At 44.0% G+C, this 21,721-nt stretch carries 12 protein-coding genes; 5 read left to right on the top strand and 7 right to left on the bottom strand.

Annotated features, from left to right (window positions below; all coding sequences use genetic code 11):
- Positions 1–224 precede the first annotated feature (224 nt).
- Positions 225–662, bottom strand: a complete 438-nt coding sequence (locus PI95_RS21555; protein WP_039737571.1) for a GNAT family N-acetyltransferase — start codon at positions 660–662, stop codon at positions 225–227.
- A gap of 266 nt (positions 663–928) precedes the next feature.
- Between PI95_RS21555 and PI95_RS21550 the strand changes: the two genes are divergently transcribed.
- Positions 929–2,374, top strand: a complete 1,446-nt coding sequence (locus PI95_RS21550) for a RecQ family ATP-dependent DNA helicase (protein ID WP_039737573.1) — start codon at positions 929–931, stop codon at positions 2,372–2,374.
- A gap of 181 nt (positions 2,375–2,555) precedes the next feature.
- Here PI95_RS21550 and pheS read toward each other — a convergent pair whose 3' ends face one another.
- The gene (pheS, locus tag PI95_RS21545; protein WP_039737575.1) at positions 2,556–3,557 is read right to left on the bottom strand and encodes a phenylalanine--tRNA ligase subunit alpha; all 1,002 of its coding nucleotides are present in this window, start codon (positions 3,555–3,557) and stop codon (positions 2,556–2,558) included.
- A 233-nt stretch (positions 3,558–3,790) separates the two neighbouring features.
- Between pheS and surE the strand changes: the two genes are divergently transcribed.
- The 4 genes from surE to PI95_RS21525 all read left to right on the top strand — a co-directional run bounded on the left by surE (position 3,791) and on the right by PI95_RS21525 (position 8,195).
- Positions 3,791–4,588, top strand: coding sequence for a 5'/3'-nucleotidase SurE (gene surE / locus PI95_RS21540; RefSeq protein ID WP_039737576.1), 798 nt, complete (start codon positions 3,791–3,793; stop codon positions 4,586–4,588).
- A 317-nt stretch (positions 4,589–4,905) separates the two neighbouring features.
- Positions 4,906–5,802, top strand: coding sequence for an MBL fold metallo-hydrolase (locus tag PI95_RS21535; RefSeq protein ID WP_039737577.1), 897 nt, complete (start codon positions 4,906–4,908; stop codon positions 5,800–5,802).
- A 267-nt stretch (positions 5,803–6,069) separates the two neighbouring features.
- Complete coding sequence (locus tag PI95_RS21530) at positions 6,070–7,080, top strand: bifunctional riboflavin kinase/FAD synthetase (protein ID WP_163519069.1); 1,011 nt, start codon at positions 6,070–6,072, stop codon at positions 7,078–7,080.
- Positions 7,081–7,286: 206 nt separating this feature from the next.
- Complete coding sequence (locus tag PI95_RS21525; RefSeq protein WP_039738267.1) at positions 7,287–8,195, top strand: AAA family ATPase; 909 nt, start codon at positions 7,287–7,289, stop codon at positions 8,193–8,195.
- A 521-nt stretch (positions 8,196–8,716) separates the two neighbouring features.
- Here PI95_RS21525 and PI95_RS21520 read toward each other — a convergent pair.
- The 5 genes from PI95_RS21520 to PI95_RS21500 all read right to left on the bottom strand — a co-directional run bounded on the left by PI95_RS21520 (position 8,717) and on the right by PI95_RS21500 (position 21,294).
- Positions 8,717–11,047 (bottom strand): EF-hand domain-containing protein, encoded by a 2,331-nt coding sequence (locus PI95_RS21520; protein WP_236117142.1) that lies wholly within the window; start codon positions 11,045–11,047, stop codon positions 8,717–8,719.
- Between the two features lie 67 nt (positions 11,048–11,114).
- Positions 11,115–14,249 carry a beta strand repeat-containing protein gene (locus PI95_RS21515; RefSeq protein WP_052324649.1) on the bottom strand — a complete coding sequence of 1,045 codons (3,135 nt, stop codon included), beginning with the start codon at positions 14,247–14,249 and terminating at the stop codon, positions 11,115–11,117.
- 219 nt (positions 14,250–14,468) lie between these two features.
- Positions 14,469–16,559 (bottom strand): OmpA family protein, encoded by a 2,091-nt coding sequence (locus tag PI95_RS21510; protein WP_039737581.1) that lies wholly within the window; start codon positions 16,557–16,559, stop codon positions 14,469–14,471.
- Between the two features lie 9 nt (positions 16,560–16,568).
- Positions 16,569–20,432: a hypothetical protein gene (locus PI95_RS21505; protein ID WP_052324650.1), complete on the bottom strand. Its 3,864-nt coding sequence runs from the start codon at positions 20,430–20,432 to the stop codon at positions 16,569–16,571.
- Between the two features lies 1 nt (position 20,433).
- Entirely contained in the window at positions 20,434–21,294 is an 861-nt protein-coding gene (locus PI95_RS21500; RefSeq protein ID WP_236117141.1) for a DUF11 domain-containing protein, read from the bottom strand.
- Positions 21,295–21,721: the final 427 nt, after the last annotated feature.

Below are 21,721 nucleotides of genomic sequence, written 5' to 3'. Positions count from 1 at the left end.
CTAGACAAATGTGGACAGCCTTCAATCAAAAATGTCGTGGGGGATCGAGGATCTACAAAACAAGGCTGTCCACATTTGTCGTGGGTTGTTGCAGGGGTGTGTTATGCCGTAGGAAGATCGCACCATCGATTATGTTTTGGTGCGATCTTACGTTCCGTCTAACACACCCTACAAATACCTTTTTGACGACATGAGTGCGTAAGTCCTATATACATAAAAAAATCTCACAACTGATGAGCATTATGATTTAAACGCATCATAATTTTTTCTGGTTCTGTCAAATTTTTAAAACCGTAACGACGATAAAGCCCGTGGGCATCTTTTGTTCCTAATAACCACCTTTGAACATCTTGTAATTCTGGATATTCCAAAATATAGTTGACAAACCATTTACCTAAACCTTGTCCTCGATAAGGCTCAAGAATAAAAACATCTTTTAACAACGCAGAAGTTGCATAATCAGTGATTACTCTAGCAAAGCCAACTTGTGTATCACCTTCATAAAGTCCAAAGCATAAAGAATTTTTGATTGACTTTTCGACAATTCTTAATGGAATATTCTCAGTCCAATAGCAACTTTGTAAAAAATCATGAATTGCTTTTATATCTAATTTAGATTTATCCGTACTGATATAAAACTTATGTTTTAATTCTTCGTTCATCAGACTACATTGATTATTTATAGTGTTTAGATATGGTAATTAATTTTAATTCATCTGTGCGGTCAGCGCATTAAAGTCGTTAAAACCCCTCTTCCTTCACTCGTCTTTCAGCCATATTTTTCCTTAGTCAAAAGGAAAATTAAATATTTTATACAAATTAATGTAGAAAATACTGAACCCTTAACTTCATAGCCAAGGTTATATTAAGACACACGTCATGTAAATGAAGTGTGCAAGGAGAAGGGTGCATCTACCTACCATCAATTATGAATCAACATCAACCCCCAGCTTGGAAAGATGTCCGTGCTGCTTTTCAAAAAATTTGGGGTTATGATGATTTTCGTCCGCCACAAGGAGAAATCATCAGCTGTTTGTTGGCAGAAAAAGACGCATTAATTATTATGCCCACAGGTGGCGGAAAGTCAATATGCTTTCAGTTGCCGGCACTGCTACAAACAGGATTAACGCTAGTAGTTTCCCCCTTGGTAGCGTTGATGGAAAATCAAGTGCAGGAACTACGTCAGCGCAACTTGAGTGCAGCGCTTTTGCATAGTGAATTGCCTTCTAGCCAACGACGTGCGGTTTTGCAAGCTTTGGAACGACAACAGCTAAGATTGCTGTATTTATCGCCAGAAACTTTACTGAGTGCGCCAGTTTGGGAAAGATTGTGTCAGCCGCAGTTAAAAATTAACGGATTGATATTAGATGAGGCACATTGTCTGGTACAATGGGGCGATACATTTCGACCAGCTTATCGAAGATTGGGGGCGGTGCGACCAGCGCTGCTCAAATTCAAACCACAGGGAACACACATCAGCGTAGCCGCTTTTACCGCCACCGCCGATCCTCTGGCTCAAAAAACTATTAAAGAAGTCTTAAGATTAGAGCAACCGGCGTTTTTTCGTGTTAATCCGTACCGTTCTAATCTTAACCCCAGTGTTCGCATTGTTTGGACACCACGCGGAAGAAAGCAACATTTATTAAAGTTTATTCAAGAACGGAAACAAGAACCTGGGTTAGTTTATGTACGTACTCGGCGAGATAGCGAGAATTTAGCTGAGTGGTTGAGAGAAAAAGGTTATTCTACAACTTCTTATCATGCGGGATTGGGTGCAGAAGAACGCCGTGCAGTAGAAGCGAGTTGGCTAAGTGGAAAAATCCCTTTTGTTGTTTGTACTTGTGCGTTTGGGATGGGGATAAATAAGCCAGATGTGCGTTGGGTGATTCACTTCCACGCACCGCATTTGCTTTCGGAGTATGTGCAAGAAATTGGACGCGCTGGAAGAGATGGAAAACCAGCGCAAGCGTTGATGTTGATTAGTGAACCTACGGGATGGTTAGATCCAGAGGATAAGCAAAGACAAAGGTTTTTTGAGGATCGGATGCGTAAGCAACAACTGGACGCACAGCAACTGATGAAAAAACTGCCTAAAAAGGGAGAAGTCAATGCAGTAGCCAAACAATTTCCCGATAGTGCTGTTGCTCTTTCTCTTCTCCACAGCAGCGGTCAGTTAAACTGGCTTAACCCTTTCGAGTACATTATTGAAGAAAGCAGACCAAAGCAGTTAACGACGCAACTTAATGCCGCAAAGCAGATGAATCAATATCTGACAACAAAGCAATGCCGCTGGCAGTTTTTGTTAAATGCTTTTGGTTTTGACAAAGAAGCGGCAAACTGGCGGTGTGGGCATTGCGATAATTGCAGGAAGTAGTTAGTTGTTAGTTGATGGTTGTTAGTTGATAGTTGTTGGTTGATAGTTGTTGGTTGTTAGTTGTTGGTTGATGGTTGATGGTTGTTGGTTGAGGGTTAACAGTCAACAGTTAACCACCAACTCCTAACTCCTAACTCCTAACTCCTAACTCCTAACTCCTAACCACTAACCACCAACCTGCCTAAAACTGCCGTAAAAAGCGCAAATCGCTATTGTATAATCTGCGAATATCGTCCATTTGGTGTAAAACCATCGCAAAGCGTTCGACACCAAAACCGGCGGCAAATCCAGTATAAACTTCTGGATCGTAACCCACAGCTTTCAACACATTAGGATCGACCATACCGCAGCCCATAACTTCTAACCAGCGACCATTCCACTGCAAATCGACTTCCGCAGAAGGTTCTGTAAACGGGAAATAACTGGCACGGAAGCGAATTGGTAATTCGCCAAACATTGCTTCTAAAAACAACTTAATAGTGCCTTTAAGGTCTGTAAAAGTTAGTCCCTCGTCAATTGCTAAAAGTTCTATTTGATGAAAAACTGCTGAGTGGGTAGCGTCTACATCATCTTTCCGATAAACTCGTCCTGGGGCTACAATCCGAATCGGTGGTTCTTCGGCTTCCATGTAACGAATTTGTACACACGAGGTTTGAGTACGTAGGAGATTTCCATCTGGGAGGTAGAAAGTATCCTGCATATCACGCGCTGGGTGGTCGGGGGGGGTATTCAGAGCCTCGAAATTGTAGTAATCTGTTTCCATCTCTGGACCTTGAGCCACGGTGTAGCCCATACCGACAAAGATATCTAGCGCTTGGTCGATAATACCATTCAGGGGATGGATACGTCCTTGGGGGCTGTAAATTCCCGGCATTGTCACATCTAGAGTTTCTGCTTCTAGCTGTGCGTGAATTTGAGCAGCTTCTAAAGAGGCGCGTTGTTTGTCTAAACTGGTTTGAAGGCTTTCTTTAACTGTATTGCCGATCGCCCCAATTGAGGGTCGTTCTTCGGCACTTAATTGTCCCATACTTCGCAACAGTGTGGACAATTCCCCTTTTTTACCAAGGTAGCCGACTCTTAGTTCTTCTAGGCGTTCTAAGCTATCGGCAGCTGCGATCGCTTTTTCTCCTTCAATTCGCAGTGCTAAAAGTTGAGCCTCTAAATTGCTGGGCTGATTCGTCATTTCTTACAGTTGTGAATTAGTCAACAGTCAAGAGTCAAGAGTCAAAAGACTAATGACCTTAGTCATATGCCATTGATGAGTCAAAGGTAAGGGTTAAAGCAAACCTCTTTTTACCAGTTTAAAGGCGATCGCGTGTGTAAGTATGTTTTTTTTGCCTGATACATGTGACGCCTGACATTGACAATTGTCTCTTAACTATTGACTATTGACTATTGACTATTGACTCTTGACTTATGAAATTACTAATTAGCAATGATGACGGGATTGCGGCTTTAGGGATTCGGACTTTAGCCAATTGTTTGGCACAAGCCGGTCATGATGTGACTGTAGTTTGCCCGGATCGCGAGCGATCGGCAACCGGACACGGACTAACTTTACACCAACCAATTCGCGCCGAAATCATTGAATCGGTGTTTCATCCTGCTGTCAATGCTTGGGCTTGCGATGGTACTCCTTCCGATTGTGTTAAATTAGCGTTGTGGGCTTTGCTAGACTCTCCCCCTGATTTGGTTGTTTCTGGCATTAATCAAGGTGCTAATTTGGGAACCGAAATTCTTTATTCCGGAACTGTTTCCGCCGCAATGGAGGGTATAATTGAAGGCATTCCCAGTGTAGCACTGAGTCTTACCAGCCACACTTGCAAAGATTTTCAACCTGCTGCTGACTTTGCCAAAATTCTCCTAGACCAAATAGCAGCAAAACCCATACCAGAATTGATGTTGCTTAACGTCAATATTCCTGCCGTCAAGTGGTCAGAAATTGCTGGAGTGACTATTACCCGTCAGGGAGTGCGACGCTACGTAGATGTTTTTGACAAGCGCATCGATCCGCGTGGAAAAACATACTACTGGTTAACCGGAGAAGTTCTAGAAGATGTGGAACCGCCATCCGATTTAAATTTGCCTGAAAATGTACCTACTGACGTGCATGTTATCCGTAAAAACTACATCAGTATAACCCCATTGCAATATAATCTCACCTATGCAGGTGGCGTTAATCAATTGTCTGAGTGGGAATTTAAGTTGACTTGAATAATTTTATGTACAAGGGAGCTAGTAAAGCTTGTTAAATGCATTACAAGAAAATTTAGGCTATAAAGTAGGAGCACTCTTGAAAACAACTCATACATATACGCCTGGAAAAGTCAAGGAATTTGCCTTGCAGTCTTTAATAATAAGCAAGAGCAAGATAACCAAATTAAGCCTGCACTAGCATTGAAAAGGGTATGCTGTTTTACCTTTGAAATTCCCCGTCTCACAAAGCGCACAAGATACAGCATAAACTGGACAAACAGGAGTAACAATTTCTTTTATCGATCGCCCGCTCAGTATCCAGCAAAGCAACACCCATGTCTAGGATAGATAATCAATTTACCGTACAATTTTGGGGCGTTCGCGGCAGCATCCCCAGTCCAGGACTACATACCGTTCGTTACGGCGGTAATACCCCTTGCGTTGAGATGCAAGCGGGCGGTAAACGCTTAATTTTCGATGGTGGTACGGGACTGCATGTTTTGGGGCAATCATTATTGCGCCAAATGCCGATAGAAGCTCATATATTTTTCACGCACTCCCACTGGGATCATGTGCAAGGATTTCCTTTTTTTACGCCAGGTTTTGTCAGGGGAAATAACTTTCATATTTATGGGGCGATCGCTCCTGATGGTTCCACCGTCGAACAGCGGCTGAATGACCAAATGCTGCATCCAAATTTTCCCGTACCCTTGCAAATCATGCAAGCAAATTTGGATTTTTACAATGTCAAAGCCGGAGAGCCAATCAAAATTAATGATATTACCGTCGAAACGGCACCTCTGAACCATCCCGGTGAAGCGGTAGGATACCGAGTTAATTGGCGGGATGGTGCGGCTGTTTATATTACTGATACTGAGCATTTTCCCGACAGGTTGGATGAAAATGTGATGTGGCTAGCTCGTAATGCCGATATCCTCATTTATGACTCCACTTATACCGACGATGAATATCATTCGCCAAAGTCGCCGAAAATCGGTTGGGGACATTCCACATGGCAAGAAGCTGTGAAAATAGCCAAAGCAGCTAACGTCAAAACTTTGGTAATTTTCCACCACGATCCGGCACACGACGATGAATTTTTGGATCGTGTAGGGCAAGAAGCAGCGGTGCAATTTCCTGGTGCGATTATGGCACGGGAAGGAATGGTACTTCAGGTTCCCATATCCATGCCCTTATCAGAATCTATTCCTGTTAGTGAGTTTTCTGCTTAAAGGTTGTAGTCGAAGCGATGGGAAATTTTAGTTTAGATTGGTGATAAACAGCTTTATCGCCACATACCCCAACGGGTATGCCGCTTGAACTACATTCAATGCGGGTTCTTCCGCACGAGCGATCGCTCAAACAGCGGATGAATGGCAGTTAGCTGAACGGCAGCAGCGAAAAGTTAGTTCTTTCTTGAATTCATTCTCGCGAAAACTAGCAAACGAAAAATAAATTTTTTCTGAACTGCTTCAAAAACCTAAAATCCCCGAATCGACGTGGTAAATCTGTCTCCAAATGGGTGTGCTGTGTGGGTTGCTTCTTCCACCAAATTGGCTTTAACGCCTACTGCTGTTGCGCTGGGCAAATTTGATGGTGTCCATCGCGGGCATCAAAGAGTAATTGCACCAATTTTGCAACAAGCCAACAGAGAAAATAGAGAGAAAGAAAGTAATACTAATTACATTTACTCAACAGTTGTCACCTTTTATCCGCATCCACAAGAATTTTTTACAGGGATACCTCATGCTTTGTTGACACCAGTGGATGAAAAAGTGCAACAGCTGCGATCGCTTGGCATCGAACAACTGGTACTATTACCCTTTGGCAAAGAATTATCAGCTTTGACTCCCGAAGAATTCGTAGAACAAATTCTCGTGCAACAATTGCAATGTCAGCAAATTAGCGTCGGGGAAGATTTTTGTTTTGGTAAAAAGCGCAGCGGCACCGCCAAGCATTTACAATTTCTCGCCGCCAAATACGGCATTCCCGTTACCATCGTTCCCATCCAAACTCATGCAGGTGAGAGTGTCACTTCCACCGAGGAGGCTCGTATTAGCACTTCACTGATTCGCCAACATTTGGCAAACGGCAACGTCGAACTAGCTAACCAACTTTTAGGGCGTCCTTATACCCTAATTGGTGTTGTTGTCCAAGGTCAACAAATTGGCAGAACTATAGGCTTTCCCACCGCCAATTTGCAATTACCTAAAGAAAAATTTTTGCCCCGTCAAGGTGTTTACGCAGTTCGCGTTTTTATCGAAGAAAACCAAAATTCTGCCATTAAAGGTGTAATGAATATAGGCGATCGCCCGACTGTAAACGGCACTCATCCAACCGTAGAAGTGCATCTGTTAGATTGGGTTGGCGATTTGTACGGCAAAAACCTGACAGTGCAACTCGCCAAATTTTTACGCCCAGAACAAAAATTTTCTTCTCTAGAAGACCTGAAAACACAAATTCAACTTGACTGCATTGCTGCTAAAGAAGTTCTTGGTAATGAGTTTTGAATGCTGAGTGGGAACACTATACAAAGGGTAATGGGTAATGGGTAATGGGTAATGGGTAATGGGTAATGGGTAATGGGTATGGAAAGAATCTCTTATTACCAATTCGCAATTCGCAATTCGCAATTCGCAATTCGCAATTCGCAATTACCAATTCGCAATTCCCCATTCCCCATTCCCCATTCCCAATTCCCCATTCCCCACAGTGCATGAGAAAAAAAATTGACGCGCTAACACAAAATCTCGCTCTGACCATCGTTGGCAAAAGTGAGGCAATACGCTTAGTGCTAGTTGCTTTGTTAGGTGGTGGTCACGCTTTGCTAGAAGATGTCCCTGGAGTTGGTAAAACCCTGCTGGCAAAGTCTCTAGCTCGTTCTATTGATGGCAAATTTCAACGCCTGCAATGCACCCCAGATTTACTACCTACTGACATTACTGGTATCAATATTTGGAATCCAAAAAGCGGCGAATTTAGCTTTCTCCCTGGTCCAATATTTGCCAATGTGCTGCTAGCTGATGAAATCAATCGGGCTACACCCCGCACTCAGTCAGCTTTGCTGGAAGTGATGGAAGAACAACAAGTAACAGTAGATGGTGTTTCTCGTGCGGTTCCGACACCGTTCTTTGTGATTGCCACTCAAAACCCCATCGAATATCAAGGTACTTTTCCCTTGCCAGAAGCGCAGATGGATCGGTTTATGCTTTCCTTGAGTTTGGGCTATCCTTCTCAAGCTGAAGAATTACAGATGCTGCAAACTGTCGATAAGAATATCAAAGTTGCTGATTTGCAACCTTGTATTACTTTGGCAGAGGTGCAGGAATTGCGCCAAATTTGCGCTCAAGTAAGAGTGGAAAGCTCATTGCAACAGTATATTTTGGAATTGGTGCGGGCGACGCGCCAAGATGAAGAAATTTCTCTGGGTGTCAGTCCTCGCGGTACAATGGCTCTACAACGAGCTACGCAGGCGTTAGCTTTTCTGTTAGGACGTGATTACGCGATTCCTGATGATGTGAAATTTCTTGCTCCTCATGTTCTTTGTCATCGTCTGATTCCAGGGGGAGGGCGTCGGGCAAGAACTGTTATGGAGCGGTTATTGAGAATTGTTCCTATTCCCTAACTCTCGCACTCTCGTTCCCAGGTTCCACCTGGGAATGCCTTCTGTGGGCTGCTGCCTCCAATTATATCAAGTTCGGTTAATCGCTTATGATTACCGGATCTGTGCAAAAATCGGAAAAGCCTCTTTCCCCCTGCTAGAGTGCCCCGATTCACTAAAAAATAACCACAAGCGTGGCGCATCATGTGACAATGAACTTTGATATCAAGTTTCGCCTGTACCGCAATTCGCCAAAGTCTTATTATTTAAGGATTTTATCTAAGGTTGTAGTAGCTTACTTCTCAAATCCTCAAGTAACCGCTTAACGGTAAATCAAGGGTTTTAACGTCTACAAACTTTTGTAGTATTCATGTAATGCTGCTTAGTGCTAATACAAACTTGTCTAACTGCATTAGCATATATTCCTCAAAATTACTCTCTATAAACTTAGTAATGAGTAATTGAGATAATTACTCATTACTAATTACTAATTATGAATTCCTGCGCTACCCTGCTAGAGTTGACAAAAACACGACTTTATGATATTAGGTCAGTTCTACAAACACACCGCTGCGGGAAAACTCTTCTTCTTCAGGAGTGAAGTAGGGAGTTTTATCCACAAGGTTAGGATCAAAACAGTATGTTTCTTGTAAAAATTGTCCGCTCTGGACAGCCGACTCCAAATCATTGATGTAATCTTGTGCAACCAGACATGCTTCCTTGATGCCTTCCCAATCACCCTTTTGCAAGAGCTTTTGCAATGTGGTTCTTGCCCCGGAGAGCCGCGATGCCGGCTTTAGCATACCATAAAGGCGGTAGATGCGATCGCTTGCAATGCTGATATGTTTGAGTGCTTTGGCTCGTGCCAGCTCGGTGTCAAGACTGGGCCAATAGCGGGTGGTGTAGAAGGCTTTCTCATCTTTGTGATACCACTCCTCTGAGCGAGCGATCGAAGAGGAGACGGTGTTGTGCAGCTTCCAAAAGAATAAGCGCAGGGAGGAGCCATCGACTACAGTGGAGAGTTTTGCCTCCATTGACACCTCAAAGTTAGTCAATTGGGCATCACGTCCGAGCAAAAGGTACTCCATCGGATACATTTCCACCTCTTTGTTCTGCACCACATACATATTTAGGTGATGGCGGCAATAGGGGCAGGGGTACATGGTGGCAAATAGTTTAAAGAAATCCTTAAAAACTGCCACCAGAGCTTTCTGCTGTACGTCGGTCTTGGTAGATACAATTTCAGCAGTGGTGTGGAAAAAGCGCCATACTGCTGGTCCAATATAGTATGGGAAGCTCACCCGCATTTGCGAGTCCTTGACATCACTCCGACCTACATATATGTCAATGAATGCTACATACTGAGAAAGTGCGCCCGACTCGCGTCCAAATTCCTGACGTTCGCGCCGTTTCTGCACTCCATTCAAGTAATGGTCTGTGAGACGCCATGCTTGCTTGAGCATCAGCTTTTGTTTTGGGGTGCATTTGAGAAAGTTCTCTGCAACATCTGCCCCATAAAAGCCAAACTTCCCCGATGCCTTAGTTGCCTCGTACCACTTGTCCAAAGCTGCCTCATCAGGTACTGTGTTGCTCTGAATGTCTGCGGCAGTGCTGACGCTGAATGCAGCCAGCAGCTTTGGCATGAAATCTTCATACCAATAGTTTACTGGCATCATCGCACCATCCACTTCCTCTGATGCTTGGGAGAGGATGACACGGTTCCACTTGTTCAGGTACTCTTTTGGATGTTCCTCTGATTTGGCTGGTGGTGGAGCCATTTCTTGATTGAGCTCCATCTTCCGCAGTCGGTTGAGTTCGTTGATGGCAAGCACACCTTCCGCGATGTCGCGCAAGCTGAAATGCTTTTTCTTCAGCGTGATTGCAAACTCGACTCCTGCCGCAAATTTGTCTTTGACATTGGCTGATTTGCGACGCGCTTCTACCATCGCTTTTTCTTCTGCCAACATCTCTGTTGTCTTTTCTATTGTCTTCCAGTTCTTGATGCGCTCTTCTAGTCGGGCATATTCATCTGTAAGGGATTCAACTACTGCATCAAGTACTGGATGACAAGCCGCTTCTACTATACCTAACCCTTTGTAGAGGGCGATCGCCGTCTTTACAAACTCCACGAAGTCAGTAATTCTATAAGGTAGGTTTCTCACCCGCAGGTGGGTTTCGTGATTGGCAGAGAAACTTTCGCGGAAGCAACGGTAGGCTGCTCCTTGAATCAAACGAAACAAACCAATCTGCATTTGCAAGCGGGACGTTCCGCGCTTTTGCTCGCTTTGTGGGTGTTGTGCCAGTTGTTCTTTTAGCCGCGCTATCTCCGGTTCGAGCTTTGTGGTTGCTTCTTGTGGAGTGTCTTCGGTGGTGGGGGCAACTCCACCGTCTGTTGCGGTTGTTTTTTTTGTGACGAGAGGAATTGGTGAATCTTTGTAGCCGATCGCAGTTTCTGATTCTGGCATCAGCTTACAGAATTCCTCAAAGTCAATTGAAGCATCGCCATCATGATCGACTTCTTTGATAATCTCATCTAGTTCTTGATCTGTCAGCCCAAATTGGCTCATCACATTCCGCATCTCATCAGCGGTAATTTCACCGGTGCCGTTCTCGTCAAACACGCTGAATGCCAGTGCCAAACGGCTCTTGCGATCGCCTTGCTGAGACACCATCAGCGCTTTGAACTCTTCAAAATCGATAGCACCCGACAAGTCAACGTCTACCTCTTTAATCATATCCCGCAGCTCTGTGTCGCTGGGGTTCTGTCCTAAAGAACGCATTACCTGCCCCAGTTCTTCTGCTGAGATGGTACTGTTACCGTCCTCGTCAAACATTTGGAAAGCTTCCCACAACTTAGCCACCTCTTGGGAGGTCATTACCTTGTTTTCATGCTCCACAGGCATCTTCAATCAATCCTCGATAATTGTTGAACTTTGCTATATATCAATCGATTTTGACACGGAAGCGAACGAAGCCGTAATTGTTGCCAGTTGTGTTGTCAAGATTGCCAAAATTAGCGATCGCTGCTCCTTTAAGATTATTCTGATTAGAACAAACGTTATTAGCTGGTAATGGCGCTAAGGGCGAGAAAAAGCTAGCATTATCGCTATCTGCGGTATTCGTTTGGGGTGTAGCTTTGTTCAGAATATTTACCAAAATGCCACTACCTGAACCAAAACTGTCAGGAATGAACTTTGTCCCGTTGGGGATAGAGTCACAAAATTTGGCATTTTGCACCGGCTGATTGCCATCGGAAAGAAAATAGACGGTATATTCTACTTCATCGCCACTTTGCAAACGTATTTGCGGGCTAATGATGGGAACTCCTACTGGTTTGAGTTTTGACCATCCGGCAGCATTGTCAGTATCATCATTTTGGTCATCGATAAACGTATGAAAGTTGACATTATTTATTGATGCGCCGTTTCTAATTACATTGGTAATTCGCTTGACTCCACGTAGTTGCGGTAATTGAGGTGGGTTGATAAAGTTAATGATTGTGGGGTCAGGATTAATACCGTCGCCGGTGGGTTGGTTGACATTGCCGTTTGCATCTGGGTTGCCAGAATTGACACCGGAACCAGGTAGATTGGGGTTAATTGTGTCACTGGCATCAGAAACGATCGCCTTCCCGTTATCTCCTGTAAAATTAATACTGGCTATGTTGCTGATTCTCGTTTCAGAATTAGGCAGAATGCGGGCGTTATAAGTAACTGTAACAGTGCTGTTTGGCGGCACAGTGCCAGGATTAGAAAAGATAATCGAATTGCCAGTACCGTTAAAACTGTTGTTGGGTAAGGTAGAAGCAACGTTGAAACCGGAAGAAAATTCAATTGCGTTCTCACTATCTTGTAAAATTTGTAGTTGTGCGGGAACGCGATCGCTAATCACTAAATTATCTACAGAACTAGCTGGATTCGGATTGGTAACGATAATCGTATATTGGACATCATCACCAACTGTGACAGTTTTTGTTCCGTCATTATCTCGCAAAAAGCGCACTGACTTGCGAATTGTCGGAGTTAAAGAAGCTACAGTTACATCTTCACCTGGATTTGCCGCATCATAACTTGTACTTGTTGTACCGTTGGCTGTGGTGCGGGTTGGGTCGAGATAAGTTGCTGTCGCGGAGTTTTGATAAACACCATCGGCTACGGTTGCAGAAATGTCAGTTGTAAAGGTAATTTCTACAGTAGCGCCGCCGGGAATATCGAATGTGCCAAAATTAACAGTAGTTGCGCCAGCAGTTGCATTGTTAATTGCGTTACGAGTTGCCCCACCAGTTACATTGATAGTGGGAGTGCTTGAGCCATCAAAAGTAAAACCAGCTGGCAAAGTATCGGTAATATTAACGTTAAGCGCTGTACCTCGGTTGACAGTATTAGAAACGGTGATAGTATAACTTGCTTTACTCGGCTTGTTAAGTGGACCGGGCGTGCTGGTAGTTTTATTAACAGTTAATATCGGCAAGCATTCAGCACCGGAATTTGCACCGGGAATACTGCCGGCGGCTGCACTAACTCCACTAGAACCTGTAGTAGAACCGAAGTTTTGCGTAGGGTCAATTGGGTCGCCAGTACCGCCAGGAGTGCCACCGCTAACATTGACAACCGCACCAGAACTGCTAAAAACAACACCACCACCGCCACCACCACCAGGACCGTGCGGTGAAACAAATCTGACATCACCGCCTCTACCACCATTGGCATTTACAGTCAAACCTGTAAGGTTATTATTGGCAGCGGTAACTACCACACTACCACCAGCACCGCCGCCACCACCACCATCGTTTTCCACATTGTAAGCATTGTCACCATTCGCAGCGATCGCACCATTACCACTGACGCTACCAGTTCTAATTAATACCATACCTCCACCAGGAGCGCCGCTGCTAGCAAGACCATCAGGAAGAATACCTCTGATAATCGAGGTACGATTATTACTTGAGCCTGAACCACCACCACCACCCAAGACAACGCGGGCAACATCAGCCCCAAAAGCTGTACCGCCAAAACCGCCGATAAAACGTTGAGAATTCCAAGATTCGCCCCCCAAACCGCCAAAACCACCGTTACCACCACCACCTCCACCGGAGTTTTCATTGTTTGTACCGCCGGGATTTCCATCAGTCGCACCACCGCCGGCGGTACCGGGTGCCCCTCTACCGTAGCTGCCATTTGGGTAACCTTCATTGATATTATCTATTAGTTGAGGAGTGACAAGGGAATTTCCAGTAGTGTTGTTAAATTTTTGAATGAGAAAGCGGGGTGTACCTGCAATACCTTCACCTTTGGAACCATTAGCATTTTGGGTTGAAAGGGTGCGGTAGTCATTGAATGATAATCCAGGTTCGCCGTTAAAAAATCTTCCACCGCCACCACGGAAACCTTTACCGGTGACATCTACAGTAGCGTTGTTCAGATTGAGGTTCCCCGCAACATCATATACTAAAACCCCGCCTGTAGAGCCGTTCCACGGGGCAGCGGTCAAAGTTGAATTTACACTAGCGCTAGAGTATTGCGGGACGCGAATTACTTGATATCTTCTTTGTCCTTGAGTGCCAAAGTCAGCATTACTATAAGAATTCCTCAACCCACCACCGGAACCTGTACCTTTAATAGATATCGAATTTCCGGAAACGGAACTTGTAGCAACCACATATTCATAATTCCCAGCAGTCGAGTTGGTGTAACCACTAGCACCGGTTGCTCCCCCGGATGGAGCGACTTTAGTATTTGCACTGTTACCACCCCCCGCAATACCATCACCGTAAGCATCGGTGTTACTGGAATTAATATCTGCTGCTTGCATTTGGATGACTAATAATAAGTCACCTGGTTGAATTAACGCTCCGTTGGTGGGTGTTCCGACTGGAATTGACGTTGCACCGGGCGATATGGTAGTATTTGCCTGACTTGGGTAATAGGTATTAATTATCCCACTTAAAGGTATCGGACTATCTCTGCCAGGAATGGCGCATAATTGCGGTGTAACTTGAGCGAATACCGGGGAAGCGGTAAATAAAAGCAGACTTTGATAACTAAATGTAGTTGTCAGTAAAATTGCAGGAATTTTCATCTATTTACACCACACTTTTTTTCATTAGGACTTACGCACTGGTTATGGAAAAACGAACCGCAGAGTACGCAGAGTTCACAGAGGAATGAGGAAGAGAGAGAATTTTTGCGTAAGTCCTGTTCATTTCTTCCTTTGCGTCTCTGCGCGGCAGTCGCTACAACGGGGGGAACCCCCGCAACGCGCTGCCTTGGCTTTGCGTGAGATAAAAATAATAAGGATTTAACGGAATGGTTCTATCTGTAAGTCGTTTTCTTGTTCTTCGATGATGATTTCTACACCCCTGATATCTTTGAAAATCAATTCCGCACGTCTATCTCGTGCAGTATCAATACGGCTATTACCTTGAGAACGTGGCTTAGTTTCCCCTAATGAGCGAATGGTCATGCGTTCTGGCGCGATCGCACTTTTTAAGAGATAATTTCTCACAGACGAAGCACGTCGTTTACCCAACGCTAAGTTGTATTCATCACTTGCACGCGGGTCTGTATGTCCTTCAATTTCCACTACAATGAAAGGATATTGCCGCAATACTTCGACAACGCGATTTAGCACCGTTGCACTTTCAGAACTAATATTAGATTTATCTAAAGCAAAGTGAATAATACGCGGTACTTTCAAACGTATCGGTTCTGGTTTTGGTTGTGGTTCTGGTATCGGTTGTGGAAGCGGTTCTGGTTTTGGTGATGGTGCTGCGCTGACACATTGGGGATTTTGGATTTTAGATTTGCGATTTTGGATTACTTGCGAAGCATTAACAGAACGGATAATCGCGTTGTATGCTGGTTCGGAAGTGCCATATTTAGGAACAGTAGCGATCGCACTAATTTTGTCTCCCGCCTGCAACTGAGTTAAACTAGCATTAAACTTGCCTTTTTCATCTACACTTACCGTTGCCAAAGGCTGACTCAAAGGACCATAATCATTGTCTTGCTCGTCAACTCGGTAAATTTCGACTTGAGAACCAGCATCAGCAGTACCATTAATTAAAGCCTTACCATTGACAATAAATAACTCCGAACTAGCAAACTCTGGTGCATTCACCGCTCCATTGCCTGTATCTATGCGTCGGTTTGAAGTGTTACGCTTAGGGTTGAAACCATCACCGCGTTGAAAATCGCTGACATCCAGATTTTGCTGAGTGTTCAAATCAATGCTCAAACCTTCTAACTCACCAAATCTGTTATTTTGAATTACATTACCCAACGCTGAACCAAAACCATAAGCTTTACTGCTAGGAAACGCAGTCACCACCACCCCAGGTCCAGTTTGATGACTGATTTCATTATCAATAACTTGATGTTCATTGCCCATCAAATAGACCGCAGCGCGTCGCAAACGCTTACCATTGAAAGCGATGCGGTTATCGCGAATTTGTACTTTCCCTGATGGTTTGAATAAATAAACACCAGCACCATCGTTACCGCAAATCAAATTGCCTTGAAGTTGTGAGTTAGAAATTACCCCTTCTAAACGCACTGCATCAGGCATTCCCGCAAGACCATTACCGACGATGATGTTTTCTATCATCAAAGTATTTTCCGCACGCTGCGAGGTAATAATGCCACTGCCATCATGGTAAGAAATACGGTTGCGTCTAATCGTCGTACCCCTACTGTTGAAAACGTAAACCCCAAAAGCAGATGTTTTTTCTGGCATTTTTTCATCTGGGGTAATACCCAACCAGTTATTTTCCAGCACCACATTTTTCCTGCTGTTGTCAATAAAGATATCCGCTGGTGGTATAGTTAAAGTTGCGCCTCGGTTCGACGAACTGAAACCGTAAATACTTAAACCGCGAATTTGCACGTTATCAGCAACGACACTTAAACCGCGAATTATCTCTTTGTTGAGTGCAGGAGTTATTGCCACCATCGGTTTAGGGATAGCAATTTGGGCAGTAGCCGATCGCAAAGCGTTGTAACCTGGTTGAGTAGTACCATCAATTACCACCGACTTTGTTAAAGCTGGTAATTCCTGCTGTAATTGGATAGTGATTTCACTAGATGGTAAGCTAAATTCTATACGTGAGTCCGGCGTATTTTGCCGTACCAAAGCTTTTTCAGCACCGCTTAATTGCTGTAGTGGTAAGCTGTTATTTATTAAGGCGATCGCTTCTCGTAAAGTCAACTTATCATCAGCTTTGACAGCATCTTCCCCACTATTCACCACAACCCGCAAGGAAGAGGAGGGGGAAACCGGAGATTGACTAACTGCTATTTCTGGTGAGATAAGCAATAGAAAGCACGTAGTAAGCACTTTAGTGCTTATTTGAGCGCTGAAGCGCTCACTACGTCGTATAATTCCACTCATATGCACTCCTCATTGAGAAAATACTTCTAAAGTTGTATTGACTTTTGGCATCTCTGTTACAGTTTTAACCTCAGATTCCTGCTGTTGTCTCGGTACTACCTTCTGTCGTCCAAAACCACCGAAAAGCTCATTTACCTTAAAGCTGATGTTCAAATAAGGACCACCATTCGAGCGATAACCTGTAAAATCTCGGTCATCGACACCACCAAAAGCGTAACCTAAACCAATTCGCAAATCTGGTGTGAAATAATACCCACCTTCCAGCGCTACAGCAAATTCGTTGTATCCTTGGTCGGGTTGACCGATCCAACGTCCTTCCACTGCTAAATCGCTGCGGTATCCTAGTTGATAACTTGCGCGTAACTGCGCTAAATGCAAACTGCTACTGTTAGTAAAGTTATTCGCTAAGTAACCTGTGCTGTTACGATATGCGTATTTACCGTAGAATTCCCACTGCCAATTAGGTGCGTAAATAGCTTCGGCAGCGAAGAGGTGATCTATTGAATTGTTACCGCTACCGTTTAACAAATTGTCGGGAATCGTCGAGGGATTTTGGCGATACTCGTAACGCAGTAAAGCGTTAAAATTATCGTTATTCGGATCGCGGTAAGCTAAACCTACCTTCAGATTTGCGGTGTCTCCCAATCCTTCTAAAAGTTGATTTGCACCACCGGCTTGGTGATAGCGGACTAATGCTGTGACAGCAGGTGTAATTTTCCCAGCAAGATTTGCGGAAATTACCGTATTGCTGCCGCCGCTACCGTTGCGATACTCAAATTGGGCACCTGCTTGAAGGTTGGGATTATCAGTGTATTCCAATCCGACGCTGTAAGCATCACCGGAAAACAGTCCCAAAGATGAAGCACTTTGTCCAACTGCATAAGGTTGAGCAAATCTAGCACCTGCTGCTGTGGGAGTAAATAAATTGTTGAATATGTGTTCGTAACCTAAATTAAGTTTTAAACCTGGTGCTAAACGGATGCGATGATTTAACCCTACCGCTCCTCGATCGCTCAAGCCTTCAACACCTGATAAAATCGAGTAACGTCCGGTGATGTTGGTATTTTCCGAGAGTTTGCGCTCAAGAATTGTATCTAAGCTGGTGATGCTGTTGCCTTTGAGCAAACCACCATCATAAAATTGGTGTGCTAGTCGCATGGTTACGCCAGGATACAATGCCCAATCTAAACCAAGAGTGGTACGGTTAGGATATAAAACGTCGCTTTCACCTAGGTTAAGTTCATTTTGAGCGCGAAAAGTTAAAGCATTGCTTAAAGGAACGTTGAGATGAGATACTAATTGACTGGCGTTACCGTCAAACTGATTGCTGATTTTATCTATGCGGGAACGGTTTACGTACTCTATACCTAAGTCTGACGCACCCAGCTTTTGCTGAATACCTGCGCGAATGGTGGTAAGTTTGTTATCAACTCGACTTCCTGGGGTGGGTTGCGGTTGCGGGTTGAATAAGTCAAAAAACTGCGATCGCGTTGCGGGAGTGATACCAAAGTTGTCTTCGCGATCGTATCCCAAGTTAAAGCTGGTAGAATCAGTTAGAAGAGCGATCGCTGATGCACCATAACGAGTTTGTCCGGGTGTAAAACTTGATGTCGCATTATTGGCAAAGTTTTCTGTCAGAGAACGATAGTAAGCTTTAGCTTGAATGCGATCGCTAAAATTGCCAAATGCTTCTAAACGATAAGCAGAACCGCTAACATCCCCAAAGCTGATAGAATTATGATTGGAGTGAGCATACTCGCCGATAATTTGACCGTTTTTACCCAAAGGTGCGAAAAAGTCAAAGCCGTATAATTGAAAGTTTTGCGCTCCTTGATTTTCTCGCAGATAACTACCTGCAATAAATGAATTTGTATTTCCCGCTTCTCCTCTAAAGTTATATTGCAGTCTGCCTGCGTAAAGATTTGTATCTTCACCTCCATCATTTTGGTAAGTTACAACAATCCGCTTGACAAGAGTGCTACCAAAAAAATTTAATTCTGTAGCGAACATGGGACGGTGAAAATTCAGCGTTCCCCGGTCATAATCAATATCGTAGTCTGCACCACGCGATAACGGTTTGCGTTCAACTACTGTACCGGGACGATTGATTTCTTCTGATTCTAAGAAGACGTTTTCACTACCTGGAATAACTAAGCGACGGGATAAAAAGTATGTTCCACTTAAACCAGTGGGAGTGATAGTATCTCTTTGGAAGCCTTCAATATTGTTTGCATATAAAGCTGTTAATTGCAGGTTGCCAAAATTGTAGTTTCCTTTAAACCCGTGCAGTTGTCTGGTGGTTGCGGTGTAAAGTTGCGAAGTTCTGGCAAATTCAGTTGTATTGTAATCTCCCCACATAAAGTAGTCGGGTTCCGCTCCGGGTACGGGAGATGTCCGCTCAAAACGAGCATAAACACTGTCTATAGAAGGTGCGGTAGAAGTAACTGTAGAACTATCACCGTAGACAGGATATTGTTTTTCACACGATTGAATACTACCAAAAAGGCGATTATCATTATTACAATCTTGATTGAGAGAGCGATCGCTATTAAATGCACCTGTAAATAACCAATCCCCAACTTTACCCGTTGCAAACACAGCAGCATTTAAATCTACTTCAGTTCCTTGTTTTTTCGGGTTGAGAAAATCGCGATAACTACCCCAATAATTTGTTCCTCCCGCACCAATCCGCAGATTTACAGAACCGGTTGCCAAAGAAGGACGTAAGTAAGTGATGAATTCTACATCTGTATACGCTTCCAGGGGAGAGGGAGAGGACAAGGGAGACAAGGGAGACAAGGGAGACAAGGGAGAAAATTCACTTCCAAGTCCCCCAAGTCCTCCTTGTCCCCCAAGTCCCCCAAGTCCTCCTTGTCCCCCAAGTCCTCCTTGTCCTCCTTGTCCCCTTGTTCCCTTGTCTTCTAATGCATCAACTGCGGCGCGAATTTGTACTCTTTGCGCTTCTAAAGTAGATTGCAGGGTTGCAGTGAATATACCATTACGCGCAAGTACTTGAAACCCGCTTGCGTCTTTGTCTTGATCTGCACCGACAAACTTACCTGCACTAGCGGTTAAAGTAACGGTGACATTTTTGGGTATGATTTCCCCATCTTCATCAATGATTTTACCATTTAACTCGATAGTTGAACGTCCATCAGCCGGAATTGTTCTATTACCTGTAGGTGCAATACTGATTTTTGCCTTTGTTTGTTTAACTGTTATTTTGACGCTTACAGCTTTACCATTTGCAAGTGCAGTTATAGTATTTTCACCCTCCTCCAAAGGAACGTTATACCAAACTTGAGTATTCAATTGTTGTGTAGCATCTTTTTCTACCTGCGTAACTATACTTGCGTCAATCAACTTACCATTCACTTTTACCGTCACTTCAGCGCTGGAGTGATATTCAACTACTAAATTAGTAAATTTATCAGTAATAACACTATCTTGCGGACTAACAATCCTGACTTCATCAGCAGCAATACTTGCATTACTTTTTATTTGAGTCTCAACTGCATTCATTGAAGGTATATGTATTTCCTCGGTTACGTCTTGGGTAGAGACGTTCCGGTGGAACGTCTTTGAGACGTTCCGCTGGAACGTCTTTGAGACGTTCCGGTGGAACGTCTCTACGGGAATAATTTGTTCTTTAACCTCGATATCTCCTGACAATTCATCAGGTTGAACGCTGGGCGAAAAAACCGCAGCGCTATCTTGTTCAACTGGTGCAATTAAGTGAGATAATTTAGAAGGATTTGCGCTTTCTTGATTTTGAGGATTTGTATTTGCCGTTGCGCTTGCAGCCGGCAAAATTGGCAGCGCACTACAAATTGTCAGTAAAGTTATATCAATTCTCGAACTTGCCTGCGTCATCTTATTGTCGTCCCTCCCTAAAAGCGGGTGTAACGGCAAAGTTCATTCGTGCCATACCCCCAGGTGCGAGTCGCACAAGTCGAGATTGACTATTTTTCTGGATGCTGCGAAAGTTGGGAGCGATCGCGTAACCTGGTAAAGTAGTTAAATCTAAAGTGCCGGTGCGATCGCCTGAAATTACATTCGCCAAAGAAAACAATCCATTGGCATCGGTGACAATGCGATTACCGTCATCCATGTAAACCACAGCATTGGGTATTCCCGGTTCTCCGGGTTGTTGTTCACCGTCAAAGTTTTTATCGACAAAGACACGTCCAATCAAAGTTGCACAATCGGAAATTATGCCTGGACGAATTTTTAGCAAATAGCTAGCTGTATTACTTTTGATGTTGCCAGCATTCGCAACTGCTAAATTTCTCCCAGTTCCCCGCACTGCATCAGGTGTGACTGTGGCAGCGTAAACTACATTCAAAGTTGCTTGTGCGGGGATGCTAGCGGCATTGATGGTGAATGTGCGATTCTGTGGTGGTGTGGTTGATATTGTGACTGGGGTTGTTGTACCGCTATTTGTTAAAGTTGCTTGCGGCGATCGCGTAATTAATTGCAGCCCTAATGGTAAAATATCTGTAAGAGTGAGATTATTCGCACTCACGCCGCCAGTGTTGCGGATGGAAACACGGTAAATTACTGTATCTCCAGGTTCAGCTGCGGCGCGATCGCCACTTTTGATAATCTGCAAAGCTGCAACATCTGTGGTTAGTGATGTGCGATTGGTGTTGACATTTTGGATATTGTCACCCCCAAAGACTGCTGTATTTACAATTTCATCGGCAACAGCAGACTTTGCTTCCCAAGTAAGCATTCCCGGAAGCAGCAAAAATAGGAGAAGGTGACTACACCTCCACCGTTTGATTATCAATCTCATTTGAATACCCGAATCGTTAAAAATCAGCGTTTGTCTTGGAAAGTTCTGATGCCTTCGGCAACCCCTTCGGGGAACGGAGGAAACCTCCGCTCAGACTTTCCGCTTTTGTGCAGATTGGCAAAAAGAAACTACTTACCGATTACAATCATCAGCAGAGTGGAAATACGCTCATTTTTTGCGTACAAGAGTCCGGAAAACTTTTCCCATACTCAACACGAAATGCCACCGATACTCAATATTGGAATTATCGGTTTATAGATGAATTATTTAAATGTGATAAATGCCCTAATTATTTATTGAGGTAGATGCTGCAATTCCCTTACATATGCAGCAAACAGATTTATCTGCAAACTCAATATAACTA

It is taken from the genome of Hassallia byssoidea VB512170 (assembly GCF_000817785.2).
Taxonomy (GTDB): domain Bacteria; phylum Cyanobacteriota; class Cyanobacteriia; order Cyanobacteriales; family Nostocaceae; genus Hassallia; species Hassallia carrinoi.
Note: the sequence above shows the minus strand (reverse complement) of the source record. Positions and strands in the feature narration are given on the sequence as shown.

What these genes read in the sequence shown, in the direction of transcription:
- PI95_RS21555 (WP_039737571.1), bottom strand. Translation starts at nt 662, where the DNA reads ATGAACGAAGAATTAAAACATAAGTTTTATATCAGTACGGATAAATCT.
- PI95_RS21550 (WP_039737573.1), top strand. Translation starts at nt 929, where the DNA reads ATGAATCAACATCAACCCCCAGCTTGGAAAGATGTCCGTGCTGCTTTT.
- pheS (WP_039737575.1), bottom strand. Translation starts at nt 3,557, where the DNA reads ATGACGAATCAGCCCAGCAATTTAGAGGCTCAACTTTTAGCACTGCGA.
- surE (WP_039737576.1), top strand. Translation starts at nt 3,791, where the DNA reads ATGAAATTACTAATTAGCAATGATGACGGGATTGCGGCTTTAGGGATT.
- PI95_RS21535 (WP_039737577.1), top strand. Translation starts at nt 4,906, where the DNA reads ATGTCTAGGATAGATAATCAATTTACCGTACAATTTTGGGGCGTTCGC.
- PI95_RS21525 (WP_039738267.1), top strand. Translation starts at nt 7,287, where the DNA reads ATGAGAAAAAAAATTGACGCGCTAACACAAAATCTCGCTCTGACCATC.
- PI95_RS21520 (WP_236117142.1), bottom strand. Translation starts at nt 11,047, where the DNA reads ATGACCTCCCAAGAGGTGGCTAAGTTGTGGGAAGCTTTCCAAATGTTT.
- PI95_RS21515 (WP_052324649.1), bottom strand. Translation starts at nt 14,249, where the DNA reads ATGAAAATTCCTGCAATTTTACTGACAACTACATTTAGTTATCAAAGT.
- PI95_RS21510 (WP_039737581.1), bottom strand. Translation starts at nt 16,559, where the DNA reads ATGAGTGGAATTATACGACGTAGTGAGCGCTTCAGCGCTCAAATAAGC.
- PI95_RS21505 (WP_052324650.1), bottom strand. Translation starts at nt 20,432, where the DNA reads ATGACGCAGGCAAGTTCGAGAATTGATATAACTTTACTGACAATTTGT.
- PI95_RS21500 (WP_236117141.1), bottom strand. Translation starts at nt 21,294, where the DNA reads ATGCTTACTTGGGAAGCAAAGTCTGCTGTTGCCGATGAAATTGTAAAT.